At 55.5% G+C, this 13,115-nt stretch carries 11 protein-coding genes; 5 read left to right on the top strand and 6 right to left on the bottom strand.

Annotated elements, in window-relative coordinates; genetic code table 11:
• Positions 1-63: 63 nt before the first annotated feature.
• The 3 genes from pafA to MUN82_RS15930 all read left to right on the top strand — a co-directional run bounded on the left by pafA (position 64) and on the right by MUN82_RS15930 (position 3,517).
• Positions 64-1,773, top strand: a complete 1,710-nt coding sequence (pafA, locus tag MUN82_RS15940; RefSeq protein ID WP_245092036.1) for an alkaline phosphatase PafA — start codon at positions 64-66, stop codon at positions 1,771-1,773.
• Between the two features lie 159 nt (positions 1,774-1,932).
• Positions 1,933-2,505 (top strand): inorganic diphosphatase, encoded by a 573-nt coding sequence (locus MUN82_RS15935; protein WP_245092034.1) that lies wholly within the window; start codon positions 1,933-1,935, stop codon positions 2,503-2,505.
• Positions 2,506-2,632: 127 nt separating this feature from the next.
• Entirely contained in the window at positions 2,633-3,517 is an 885-nt protein-coding gene (locus MUN82_RS15930) for a UbiA family prenyltransferase (protein ID WP_245092032.1), read from the top strand.
• Between the two features lie 179 nt (positions 3,518-3,696).
• Here the strand turns inward: MUN82_RS15930 and MUN82_RS15925 are convergent, their stop codons facing one another.
• A complete protein-coding gene (locus tag MUN82_RS15925) occupies positions 3,697-5,226 on the bottom strand; it encodes an NAD(P)H-hydrate dehydratase (RefSeq protein ID WP_245092030.1) in 1,530 nt (509 codons plus the stop codon).
• 146 nt (positions 5,227-5,372) lie between these two features.
• Here MUN82_RS15925 and msrB point away from each other — a divergent pair, with 146 nt between their 5' ends.
• Together msrB and sdaAA are read left to right on the top strand one after the other, a co-directional pair.
• Positions 5,373-5,834 carry a peptide-methionine (R)-S-oxide reductase MsrB gene (gene msrB, locus MUN82_RS15920; RefSeq protein WP_245092028.1) on the top strand — a complete coding sequence of 154 codons (462 nt, stop codon included), beginning with the start codon at positions 5,373-5,375 and terminating at the stop codon, positions 5,832-5,834.
• Between the two features lie 172 nt (positions 5,835-6,006).
• Positions 6,007-6,912, top strand: coding sequence for an L-serine ammonia-lyase, iron-sulfur-dependent, subunit alpha (sdaAA, locus tag MUN82_RS15915; protein WP_245092026.1), 906 nt, complete (start codon positions 6,007-6,009; stop codon positions 6,910-6,912).
• Between the two features lie 19 nt (positions 6,913-6,931).
• Here the strand turns inward: sdaAA and MUN82_RS15910 are convergent, their stop codons facing one another.
• From MUN82_RS15910 to MUN82_RS15890, 5 genes are read right to left on the bottom strand one after another with little or no spacing between them, the layout of a single operon-like run.
• Positions 6,932-7,942: a polysaccharide deacetylase family protein gene (locus MUN82_RS15910; RefSeq protein WP_245092024.1), complete on the bottom strand. Its 1,011-nt coding sequence runs from the start codon at positions 7,940-7,942 to the stop codon at positions 6,932-6,934.
• A gap of 4 nt (positions 7,943-7,946) precedes the next feature.
• The gene (locus MUN82_RS15905) at positions 7,947-9,548 is read right to left on the bottom strand and encodes a glycosyltransferase (RefSeq protein WP_245092022.1); all 1,602 of its coding nucleotides are present in this window, start codon (positions 9,546-9,548) and stop codon (positions 7,947-7,949) included.
• A 47-nt stretch (positions 9,549-9,595) separates the two neighbouring features.
• Entirely contained in the window at positions 9,596-10,540 is a 945-nt protein-coding gene (locus MUN82_RS15900; protein WP_245092021.1) for a glycosyltransferase family 2 protein, read from the bottom strand.
• 35 nt (positions 10,541-10,575) lie between these two features.
• On the bottom strand, positions 10,576-11,814 hold the full coding sequence (locus MUN82_RS15895; protein ID WP_311136402.1) for an ABC transporter ATP-binding protein: 1,239 nt from the start codon (positions 11,812-11,814) through the stop codon (positions 10,576-10,578).
• A 44-nt stretch (positions 11,815-11,858) separates the two neighbouring features.
• Positions 11,859-12,716, bottom strand: a complete 858-nt coding sequence (locus tag MUN82_RS15890; RefSeq protein WP_245092018.1) for an ABC transporter permease — start codon at positions 12,714-12,716, stop codon at positions 11,859-11,861.
• Between the last annotated feature and the right edge of the window lie 399 nt (positions 12,717-13,115).

Here is a 13,115-nt window from a genome sequence, read left to right as displayed (position 1 = left end):
CGCAGGGTCTATCTTTACCCGCATAAACCGTGGTGCCGTGGCACCTGCATTGTGCTTTGTGATTTGAAAAAAAGTCTGTCTTTGCTGCTGGCAGCCGCGTTGGCGCTACCAGCCGCAGCCCAAAAGAAATCTTCTCAAAAATTAGAGCGTCCGAAGCTGGTAGTGGGCATTGTGGTAGACCAGATGCGCTACGACTACCTCTACCGCTACTGGGACAAGTACCGCAAAGACGGATTCCGGCGCTTGCTGGGCGAAGGCTTCAGCTACGAAAACACACACTACAACTACGTGCCTACCTATACCGGGCCGGGCCATGCCAGCATTTATACCGGTACTACGCCCTCCGTGCACGGTATTATTGGCAACGATTGGTACGAGCGTGAAGCAGGCAAAAACACTTACGTGACCGAAGACAAAACTGTGGAGGCAGTAGGCGGCACGGGGGGCGTGGGGCAACAGTCGCCGCGCCACATGCTGACGACGACTATTACCGATGAGCTGCGGCTGGCTACCAACTTTCACAACAAAACCATTGCCGTGTGCATCAAAGACCGCGGCTCTGTGCTACCAGGCGGACACACGGCCAACGCGGCGTACTGGTACGATGGTAAAACCGGCTCCTTCATTTCAAGCACCTTCTATCAGAATAGCCTACCCGAGTGGGTAAAGGCCTTTAACGACCGCAAGCTGCCGGCACAATACCTGAGCAAACCGTGGCAGACGCTCTTACCCATTGAGCAGTATACCGAAAGTACACCCGACGACATGCCGTGGGAAGGTGCTTTTAGGGGAGAAGCCAAGCCGGTATTTCCGCACAACCTGCCCCAACTGAGCGGCTTACCCGATGCATCGGTGGCCACTAAATTGCGTGATGCAGGGGAGCCAGTGCCTGTTACAAACTTAGACGTGGTGCGCTCTACCCCCTTTGGCAACACGCTGGTAGCTGAGCTGGCGATGGAAGCCGTGCGTGCCGAACAGCTAGGACAGCGCGGCATTACGGATTTCATGCCGGTCAGTTTTTCGTCTACCGATTATGTGGGGCACCAGTTTGGGCCGAACTCAATAGAGGCTGAGGATACCTACCTGCGTCTGGACCAGGATATTGCCCGCCTGCTAACCTACCTCGACAAAACCTTGGGCAAAGGCAACACCCTGGTGTTTCTGACGGCCGACCACGGCGCGGCGCACTCGCCCGAATACCTAATTGATAAGCGAGTGCCTGCCGGCTCGGTAGGGCCCAAGTTTATGCGCGACTCGGTACAGCACGAGTTGGTGCGCCGGCACGGCGCCGGCAATTGGGTACTTACCTACGAAAACCAGCAAGTGTACCTCAACCGGCCGCTTATTGCCCAGAAAAAGCTGGACTTGCGCCTGATGCAGGACGAGGTAGCCAGCATCATGCTACAGTTTGCGGGCGTTACGCGCGCTATCACGGCCGACGACGTGCAGAAGTCGCACTGGGAAAGCGGCATGCTGATGTACCTGGAAAATGGCTATTTTCCGAAGCGCTCTGGCGACGTGCTGGTGGTGCTGGAGCCAGGCTGGCTGGAATCATCGTCTTACCCCAAACCCAGTAAAGGCACTACCCACGGCTCGGCCTCAGCCTACGACACGCACGTGCCGCTGCTGTTCTGGGGCTGGCACGTGCGGCGTGGCAAGTCGTCGGCCGCAGCCGTAATACCCGATATTGCGCCTACCATTGCGCGTTTTCTACACATTCAGGAGCCCGATGGCTGCACTGGTCAGCCGCTGCGGGAAGTGCTCAGCTGGTAGCTGCTTGCAGAAAAGTAGTGACGGTTTTCGTTTTGGTGCCGTATAAAGCTATCTTGGGAAGGCTAGCCCCGCACACAAGCCCTAGGCTTGTGAAAACGTCTGTCACTACTTGCGTACTTTTTACCGAACAACCTCTTACAACAAGACTTTTTACCCTCAATGGCTAAGTTTAACCCCTGGCACGACGTATCGCGTGGCGAAAATGCTCCGCAGCTAATAAACGGCATCATCGAAATCCCGAAAGGCTCAAAGGCAAAGTATGAGCTGGACAAAGACAGCGGCTTGCTAAAGCTGGACCGTGTGCTGTTCTCGGCTGTACACTACCCCGCCGCTTACGGTTTCATTCCGCAGACGTACTGCGACGACAAAGATCCGCTGGATATTCTGGTGCTGTGCTCCGTAGACCTAGTGCCTATGTGCGTAGTAGAAGCCAAAGTAATTGGCGTGATGCAGATGATTGACGGTGACGAGGAAGATGACAAAATCATTGCCGTAGCCGCCCACGATATTTCTGTAAACCACTTCAATGAACTAGAAGACCTGCCGCCCCACACGCTGCTGGAAATGCAGCGTTTCTTTGAGGATTACAAAGCCCTAGAGCACAAACACGTGACCGTAGAGCGCTTTATGGGCCGCGAGCAGGCTTACCGTATTATTGAGGAAAGCATTGAACTGTACAATACTACTTTCAACAAAGAAGGCGCTGTAGCCGAAACTTCGCCTAGCGCCTAGCTTTCGCTGCTTACGCTGAAATTGCAAAACCCACCGGTCCACCGGTGGGTTTCTTGTTATATGCAACGGCCCTACCTTGCTCACACCGAGACGGTGTATCTTGCCGTTGGCTCCTTGTTTTCTCCGCATGCGCGATTCTCCCACTACCCACGCGCCTACCTGGCCTACCGCGCTGAAGCGCGCTACTAATGCGCTGCTCTACAGCAGCACGTGGCTAGCCTTGGCTGCTGTGGCGCTTACGTGGGCGTCGTTTTTGTTTTGGCGGGTGCACATCCCGCCTCGGCTGGCAGGGCTGATTTTCGCGGCCACCCTCTTCCTGTATAATCTCGACAGCGTATTACCCTACAAATACAGTCAGAAGCTAGTGTTGTCGGAGCGCAAGCTGTGGATGAGACAACACCGGCGTGAGCTGTTCGGGCTGGCCCTGGTAGCATTGGTCGGAGCAGGAGCCCTGTTTTGGTACGATGGCTGGTTGCATCTGACCGGCTTTCTAAGCCATCTGGCGCTGATTTCGGTTCTATATTCCCTACCCTTGGTGCGGGTGCGGGGGCGTTGGCGTGCCCTTCGCGACCTACCCCTGCTGAAGGTGTTTCTGATTGCTTATGTATGGGCCGCCGTAACGGTATGGGTGCCGGCGCTGTACCTGGGTGTGCCGCTGAGCACCCCCGAATTGCAACTACTCTTCGCCCGTCGCTTTTTCCTGATTCTTGCGCTAGCCTTTGTATTCGACATTCGCGACTACACCAAAGACCGCCTAACGGGTACGTACACCTTTCCGGGCGTATTCGGCGTGCGCGCTACCAAGTGGGTGGCATTGGCGGCGTTGCTGATATCGTGCGTGCTGCTGCCACACAACCTCACCCTCTACCAAGGGTTGCTGCTGCTGCTACCCGCCGCTCTGGCCGCCGCCGTCATCTGGTACGCCGACGAAACTCGTCCGGACTATTACTTCGCTCTGCTCACTGACGGTGTTATGATTGTGTATTTCCTGGCGGTGTACTGGGCGATGTGAGAGGGTGAAGTTGTGTAGTGTTGATAGTTATGAAGTAAAAAGAGCATCTGTCATCCTGAGCGGAGCGAAGGACCTTATTACGGAAGAACAAGTCGTTTTTACAATACATGTTCAACTGATATAAGGTCCTTCGCTCCGCTCAGGATGACAGATGCTCCTTTTACTCACTACCCACTATTTCACCACTCCTCCGGTGCGGTTAGCTCTTGGAAAGCGAGACCTAGCTTTTCGATGAGGTCGTGGGCAAGGCTGCTGGCTTCGCCCAGCGCCTCGGCGGCCAGGGTGCCGGCACGGCCGTGGGCATAGATACTTAGTAGGCAAGCATCAAGTGGGCTGAGGTGCTTGCTTTGAGCGCGCAAGGCGGTGAGTACGCCTGTAAGAGCGTCGCCGGAGCCGCCGCTGGCCATGCCGGGGCTGCCAGTACTATTAAAATACAAGGGGCCATCTGGTGTACCCAGGCAGGTGTAGGCGCCTTTCAGCACACAGTAACAGCGGTATTTCTGGCAGAAGTTGCGAAGCAGCTCCAAGCGGTGGTAGTCGTCGCGGGCGGGTTCCGTGAGGCGCTCAAACTCCTTGGGATGAGGCGTCAGCACCGTGTCGGGGGGAAGTAAATCGAGCAGCTCGCGGTGGGTGCCGAGTAGGTTGAGGGCATCGGCATCTAGTACCAAGGCCAGTTGCTGCTCGCCAGCTTCGCGCAGCAATTGTTCGAGCACAACCCGCGTTGCATCTTCCTGCCCCATGCCTGGCCCCATGCCCACGGCGTCGTACGATTTCAGTGCGGGCAGCTCGGTGAGGTGGTCCTGATTAGGGTCAACTAATGCCATGGCTTCGGGCGCCGTGGTTTGCAGCACATCGTAGCCGATGCCAGGTGTGCGCACCGTGAGCAGCCCTACCCCGCTGCGCAGGCAGGCGCGCGTAGCTAGCACGCAGGCCCCCATCTTACCGTTGCTACCCGCCAGTAGTAGGGCGTGACCGTACATTCCCTTGTGCGAAAACATAGCGCGGCGCGGTAGCTTGCCCGCCACAAAAGCGGCATCTACAAAGTAGTGCTCGACCTTTGCCTTGGCAAGAAACTTTGCATCGAGACCAATGGGGACCAGATGCCACTGGCCCACGTACTCGGCGTTGTGGGGTAGGAGGAAGGCCAGCTTAGGCAGCTCGAAGCTAACGGTATGGTAGGCGCGGACAATTACGCTGTCGGCGGGTTGAGGCGCGTCGGTGAACAGGCCAGAGGGAATATCCACCGCCAGTACCCGTGCCTTGGCTTTGTGGAGGTGGCGGACCAGCGCCGCGGCCACGCCCTCCAAAGGTCGGCTGAGGCCAGTGCCAAACAGAGCATCTACCACCAAGGTGCCATCGGGTAGGGTAGGGAGGGCGTCTTCGGCTACTTCGGCTTGTGGTATATTAGCGGGGAGGCGGTCGAGGTTGGCCTGGCAGTCGGCGGAGCGCTTGTCAGCAGGCAGAAGCCATACGCGCACGGCGTAGCCGGCCAGGTGGAGCAGACGCGCCAGCACCAGCCCGTCGCCGCCGTTGTTGCCGGGGCCACACAGCACGTGTGCTTCGCCCGCTTCACTGGGAGAAAGGCGATTCATCAGCCAGTCGGCTAGCGCAGTGGCGGCGCGTTCCATCAGATCGAGGGAGGAAATACGGTCGGTTTTGATGGTAGCCTGGTCGGCGGCGTGGGTTTGATCGGCGCTAAGAATTTTCATGAGGCGAAGGAGGAAGAAAGCAGGGCAAAAAGGCTATCCTGCGTCTTACGCACAAAAAGGCACCGTGGCGGGCCGAAACTAAACTTCGCGCCTACCTTCCGCGTTTTCACCTGTACATTCCGTCCTGAACTTCAAAACCAACCCATATGCAAACCTGGAACGACGTTATCCGGCTGGCTAACCACGGAAGCCCTACCCCACCCCGGCGCGTGGAGAAAACCAATGCCGAATGGCGCGAGCAACTTACGCCCGAGCAATACCACGTAACCCGCGAGCACGGCACCGAGCGCGCCTTCACCGGCGAGTACTGCGAGGCTCACGAAGCCGGCCTGTATGCCTGCGTGTGCTGCGGCACTCCGCTCTACGACTCGCGCACTAAATTCGAGTCGGGTACAGGCTGGCCCAGCTTCACCCAGCCTGTAGAAGAAAACGCTATTAAGTATAAGAAAGACACTAGCTACGGTATGGTGCGCGTGGAAGTGCTGTGTAATGTGTGCGATGCGCACCAGGGTCACGTTTTCCCCGATGGCCCAGCCCCAAGCGGCCTGCGCCTGTGCATCAACTCAGCCGCCATTAAGCTGGTAGAAGCCAAGGAAACAGCCGCTTAACTGCTGCACTTCTTGCCCTACCCAGAGAGCAGCCGCAAAACCCGGCTGCTCTCTGTTTTTGGTGAAAAATTCTGCTGAATTTTGTAGGGCAGGTTGTATGCGACGGCCGGAAAAATGCCGCTGCTTGCCTAGTTTCAGATCTTAGCTATTCCCCACCCGTCAGTTCCAACATATGTCGCTCCTATTCACTGATTTTGCCAGCTGGCAGGCGCACTGCGATGCAACTGGCGAGCCTCTCTACCAACCCGTACTGGCCTATGAAGTAGAGCAAAAAAGCCGCGCCGAAGCCGACATTTGGCCCGGCCTGCAACGGGCCTACGATGTGATGCGCGACGCCGTGCAGACCGGCCTGACACAGAACATGGTGTCGCGCTCGGGCATGGTCAACAACGGTGCCCGTAAGATTGCCGCCTCGCCCGTTACGGTACTCTCGCCCGAGTTCAAGCAGCTGGTGACTAGAGCGCTGGGTGCCAAGGAAGTAAACTCGTGCATGGGTAGAGTGGTGGCGGCGCCCACGGCCGGCGCCTCAGGTATCTTGCCGGGCGTGCTGGTTACCCTGCAAGAGCAGCATCAATTAGACGACCGAAAGATTCTGGAAGGGCTGCTAGTGGCAGCGGGCATAGCCCTCATTATCGAGCAAAATGCCTCGTTGGCCGGAGCCGTTGGCGGCTGTCAGGCTGAGACGGGTAGCGCAGCGGCTATGGGCTCCGGCGCCATTGTATACTGCCTGGGCGGCTCGGTGACCGAGGTATTTGCGGCAGTGGCCATCACCATTCAATGCATGCTGGGTTTGGTGTGCGACCCAGTGGCGGGCTTGGTAGAAGTGCCCTGCGTGGTGCGCAACGCGTCGGCGGCGGCCATTGCCTTCAGCTCGGCCCAGATTGCCATTGCGGGCGTTGACCCCGTTATTCCCGTGGATCAGTGCGTAGCGGCGCTGGGCGAGGTAGGGCAAAGCATGGAAACTCGCTACAAAGAAACGGCCCTGGGCGGGCTGGCCAACACCACCCGCGGCCGCGAAATAGAGCGTATGGTGCTGGTGCAAGACGTGCAGATTTTGCCGGACGAAGACGAAGGGTAGGCCAGCTTTCCTACCCTGCTCAGGAGTCGAACCAATGCACCAGTGCCTGGCGAAATTCCTCACCGGTCTGCTCATTCACCTGAAAGCGCCCCAACGTGCCCAAGGCTGTCTGCGGGGTGATGCTTTCGGCTCGCGTAGTAAAAGCTGCCGAGAAGCCTAGTTGCTGGACAAGTGCGGTGGTCGTCGCGTTGAAGTTGCCCGAAGGGTAGGCGAATAACTGTATCGGTTGCTGCAGTAGCTGCTCCAGAAACTGCTTGTTGCTGCTTATCTCGTGCTCTTGGTATTGCGCCGAGTGACACGTCAGGGCCGGGTGTGATGACGTGTGCGCTCCAATCGTGACCAGCGGATTGACGCTGAGATGCTGCAGTTCACGTGCCGTTACGCTTCGATAGGCTGCTCTACGCAACGGCCCTACCCCCGCCCATTGCCTGATGGCAGCCAAAGTAGCCTGTTGCTGCGCGTCGGGCAGTGGACTAAGGTATTCCCACAGCTTCAAATAAAGCTGCGTGCGCGCATCAACTGGCGCACAGGCAAGGTACGTGCGGTACTGCGCACGTTTTTCCGCCGTGAGCAAAGTATCGTTTCCTAGATCGAAGTGAAAAGTAGTTTCTGCACCAGGCAACGTAATCTTGTTTGGTAGGGTAGGGCTTTCTAGAAGAAGACCAGCCAGCTCGTCCCACCAGAATTCAGCAAACGTGTCGATATTTTTGTGGGTGATAAAAAAGGTAGCAGGCAGTGCGTAGTGCTCCAGTAAGGGTAGTGCTGTTTCGTAATTGTCGATGTAGCCATCATCAAACGTAATGGCTACGTAGTTTTTGTCCAGCTTATTTCCGTTGATTCTATCGACTAGCTCCGCGAGGGGCACTACGTGCGCGTGAGCCCGTAGCACGCGCAGGTGCTGCTCAAAAGCAGCAGGTGATACAGCGAGTTGCCACGGGTCTAGGGTAGGGGTAGCTATCCGGTGGTACATCAGAATGACGGCTTGCTTACGAAGCCAGCGGAACGGATTGTAGCGGTGCCATGGTGCCATGTGCCTACTGCTTCACTACCCTAGCCGCCGTAATCAACTGATAGCTGGGGTCGTGGTAATCCAGCTTGTCCTTAGGCAGTTCCGGCAGCCCTACCCCATACAGGAAAGCCCCCGCCGACATGACGTTACCAAACGAGGTAACTTCTTTTTCGGCCGTCGGAAACGTGTCTTGCAGCAGTTGCCGGACGGCTTTGTTAGTGAAAGACCAGTACCAGAACTCATTCCAGGTAATATCGGCCAGGGGCGTGATGCCCGGCACCGTTAGCAGGAGCACGCCGTTGGGTTTCAGGATTCGCTCGCACGTAGCCAGGGCGGCGCGGCAGTCGTAAATAAGCTGCAAGGTCTGCGTCAGAATAATGCAGTCAAACGCCGCATCGGGTAGTTGCGGCGCATCGCACAAGTCGCCTACAAACGTAGCCAATGGGTTGGAAGCATCTACGTGCAGAATATCACTTTGCGTGACCTGGCCTTTACCGAAGCGCATGGTGTACTCGTTGTCGCCAATTTCCAGCACGCGCCCGGTAATATGCGTGGCCTCTTTTTGCAGGAAGTTTTCGATGTAGTAGCGGTCTACCGGCCCTCCCCGATCATAGGCAAACGAATTGCTGAACGGAGTAAGGGTATCAAAATCGCCGAACTGTATATCGCCAATAGCAGGGGTGATTTTTCTGCCCAACAGCTTATTCTTGAATTTACTGGCTTTTTGGCGTAATGTCGATTTCATACGGTGCTTTAAATAGCGTAGGTAGAATAGTTTGTTGCCCCGGCGAAGCATGGTTATTTCTGCCGCGCCGAGAGGTTGCTTCTTGATGTTGGCCTTGATGAGTAGTTCCAGACAATAAAAATTCCGAAGAAACTTGTTGCCATAGGCATAAGCGGCCTTTTCCTGGGCAGAGGTAAGTAGGGGTTGTTGCGCAGTGCGCACCTTCAAGATACCTTCCAGCATGGCTGGTATGTTGCCCGACATGTTGGTGGTATGCAAGCGGTAGGCCGCAATAAATGCCGTATGGTGCAGCACAGGATGGCGGCGGGCCACGCGCAGATAGATATCGTAGTCCTCACAATTCCGGAGGGTAGGGTCATACAGGACTTCCTCAAACACCCAGCGTTGGTACAACACCGAGGCAATCATGCCAATGTAATTGCCGCGCAGCAGGTGCAGGTAGTGGTCGGCCTCAATGGGCTTGGCCTCGTATTGCAGGCGGCTTTCGTCGACAAATACGCGCGTGAACGCGCCGGAGACGAAGGCAGCGTGGGGATGCTGCTGCAGGTAGGCCACGTTCAGGGCCAGGGCCTGGGGGTAGAGCCAGTCGTCGGCATCGAGAAAGACCAGGTACGTGCCCGTGCTGTGGCGTATGCCCGTGTTGCGTGCCGCCGACAGGCCCTGGTTGTCTTGGTAGACGTAGCGCAGGGCCGGCGCGTGGGCCAGGGCCACGGCGCGGGTGGCGTCGGTGGAGCCGTCGTCGACGAGCACAATCTCGACGGCGGGGTAGCTCTGCTGCTGCACGCTGGCCAGGGCCTTGCCCAGAAAGTGCGCCTGGTTGTAGCACGGAATTATCACCGAAACCACAGGCAACGCGGCGAAGGTGGCCGGGGCAGCATACATAGAGGCAGGGCAGGAAAGTGACGAAGTATGCGAAAAAAGCGGGTAAACTAGCTGTGTGGACTGGGTGCTAGCGTGGGCCGGTAGATGGTAGCAATAAAAAACTTTAATAGGGAGGCAGGATGATGCTTTAGCAAAGTTTGCACTACAGGAACCGATAGAGCCAGTTGCCGGGCGCGCAACCGGTTATATACATTAGTAGCATAGTATTTTTTCCACTGTCGAATGCCGTCTCGATAAGCGCGCTTCTCTGCCGGCGTGCGTAGCTGGGATTTATGCTGATATAGCGTTTGCAGCACGGCGTTCAGCATCGGAACAACATTGCCCGACATATTGGTGGTGTGCTGGCGATACGCGGCTACGGGCTGTGTGTGGTGCAATACAGGATGATGCCGCGCCACGCGCAAGCATAAATCGTAGTCGCTGCAAATATTCAGCTCCGTGTCGTACAGAAAATCATCGAACACCCATCGTTGGTAAAGCGCCACGGCGGGCATACCCAGGTAGTTGCCGCGCAGCAGATGTAGGTAGTGGTCGGCGTCGATGGTGCGCTTCACTAAACTGATGATGTTTTCGCCTGTGAACACGCACATAAATGCACCGGAGACGAAGGCAGCGTGGGGATTTTGTTGCAGGTAGGCCACGTTCAGGGCCAGGGCCTGGGGGTAGAGCCAGTCGTCGGCATCGAGAAAGACCAGGTACGTGCCCGTGCTGTGGCGTATGCCCGTGTTGCGTGCCGCCGACAGGCCCTGGTTGTCTTGGTAGACGTAGCGCAGGGCCGGCGCGTGGGCCAGGGCCACGGCGCGGGTGGCGTCGGTGGAGCCGTCGTCGACGAGCACAATCTCGACGGCGGGGTAGCTTTGCTGCTGCACGCTGGCCAGGGCTTTGCCCAGAAAGTGCGCCTGGTTGTAGCACGGGATTATCACCGAAACCACAGGCAACACGGCGGAAGGTAGGAACTCATTCACCAAGCAGGTAGGGTAGGGATAATACAATAGCGAATGGCTTCGGTAGGTAGAGAGGGGTAAGCCTAATAGAGCACAGGTTCAGCCTGCGCCAGACGGAACGGGAAAATGGGCCGCACGGCTCCCCACCACTTGCCATACCAGCGAATATCGCCCCGGTAGTCTTCCAGATCGAACGACAAGCACTCCTCATAGGTGTAGAGCGGGGTAGCCGTGTCTTTCACCACGTAGAGCGAGATGAAGTAGGAGCCGTCGTTCAGGAAGTTGCCAGGAATGGTGCATTCGCCCTCCACCACGCCCTCCTGACACAGAACATTGGGCGAGGCCAGGTCGAAAATGCATTCGCCCCCGTAGGAGAACAGCACCAGATTGGTGCTGAGGTGCGCCTCACCGCTGAGGTTCCAAAACTGAAACTTCACGGTAAGAGGAGTGCGGATATCCAGCGGGGCATCCGGGTGTGGCAGTTGGGGCACCAGCTCTACCTTCTTGAAGCGGATGAGCTCATTGCCAGGGCCCTCGTTGGGTGTTTGCCACTGCTGGCTGAATTTAAACTGCTGGGCATCGGTCAGGTAGCTATTGGCTACCTGGGAAATGGCCCCCAGTTGCTTCACTTTGCCTTTCTCCAACCACAGCCCCGTGTCGCAGATGTTGAGAATGGCTTGCAGATTGTGGCTCACAAAGAGAATCGTGCGGCCTTCGTTGCGGGACACCTCATTCATTTTTCCCAGGCACTTCTTCTGAAACTCAGCGTCGCCTACGGCCAGCACCTCATCCAGAATCAGAATATCGGGTTCGAGGTGGGCAGCCACGGCAAACGCCAGACGCACATACATACCTGAAGAATAGCGTTTTACGGGTGTATCCAGAAACTGTTCCAGGTTAGCAAAGGCCACTATCTCATCAAACTTAGAGCGGATTTCTGCCTTCGTCATGCCCAGTATGTAGCCACTGAGGAAAATATTCTCCCGCCCCGTCAGCTCCAGGTTGAAGCCCGTGCCTACCTCCAGCAGGCTGCTCACCCTCCCCTTACCCCGAATAACACCCTGCGTGGGTCGAATGATGCGCGAAATAATCTTGAGCAGCGTGGATTTGCCGGCCCCGTTGCGCCCCACTATACCGAGCACTTCGCCTCGCTTCACCTCAAACGAAACATCGTGCAGCGCCCATAGACCATTGCGGCTGGAAGTAGGGTTGTTGGCATCGATACCAAAAAACGGGTCGTGCTTCTTGCGTATGTTAGTCGTCCACCAGCGCTGGATGTCCTGTAGAAAATAGCCTGTACCGATTGCGCCAAGTCGGTACAATTTCGATAAATTCTCAACCTGTATAACAGTTTCAGTCATGCCTCTTAAATAATGTCGATAAGCTTATCGCTTTGTTTATTGAAAATAAGTAGAGAAATAAAAAGCACTGCAAGCGTAAAAATGCTGCTGTACACAAACTGTGTAATTGTAATCAATCCCTCTCCGAGTAAAGCCAAACGAAATAACTCAAAAAGGGGAGTCAATGGATTTAATTCGACCAACCAGCGCCATTTTTCGGAGACGTAACTTACTGGATAAATAACAGGAGTCAGGAACATGAATAAACGAATAACCATGCTAATGATATAGCTGATGTCCCGATACTTGGCAGTTATGATAGAAAACAGCAGGCCAAGTCCAAGACTTAAGAGCCCGGTCAGGACAATGCAAACCGGTACCAGTACTAAGTCGCTTACAGGGGGTAGGGTAATAGATTGAAAAATTAAATAATAAAGCAATACCAATAGAAGTAGCCCAAACTGAATACTAAAATGCAATAGGTACCCACTCAGACGTGCAAAGGGTACAATCAGCCGCGGAAAATACACTTTGCTGAACAATTGGGCATTCTCCCGGAATGTGGAGGCGATTCCCAAAAAGGTGTCATTAAATAAATTCCAGAGCACAATACCTGCTAAGTAGAAGAGCACTGGTGGCAGCCCGCCCGTAGAAATACCGACTACCTTACCAAAAACCAGCACATACGTGAACAGGGTAAGAATAGGCTGCAGCAGTACCCACAGTGGCCCCAACACGGTTTGCTGATAAATCAGCAAGAAATCCCGGCGTACAAATCCTATGGCCAAGTGCCGATACAGCCACAACTCCTTGAAACTGTTTCCCCACCAGCTACTCTTACCGCTGATTTCCCAATCCCACTTAGTATTGGTTTTTGTGGACATATTTGTTTTTGATAATCGTACTGGCGTTATTATATAGCTAGGGCCGGGTAAAGTAAAAGAACTCAGGTTTGCTGATAACCGCTTGCAAAGCAACTGGGTAATTACCACTAAAAGTGTCAAACCTCCAATAAATCGGCAAGTGCTATGTCTATTATTATATTCTAAACCGCTGCTGGCTCACTAGCTTTTGATCTGCGTAAACTTCTTTTTACGCTCCACCGGTGTTTGCTTGGAGTGCTAAGGATGAGCCTGCATCTAAGACGACGCAACTACAAGGCACGATGAAAGCTAATGAATGGTGGATTTCGTGCTAAATACCGAGCACGTAGGAGCACAGGATAGGCTCAAAAACTACTACCAGTAGCCAATCAAACGTATAAACATGGGCTTGCTACGCTG

The sequence above is a fragment of the Hymenobacter aerilatus genome, assembly GCF_022921095.1.
Taxonomy (GTDB): Bacteria; Bacteroidota; Bacteroidia; order Cytophagales; family Hymenobacteraceae; genus Hymenobacter; species Hymenobacter aerilatus.
The sequence above is the reverse complement of the archived record's forward strand: the minus strand, read 5'-3'. Positions and strand labels throughout refer to the sequence as shown.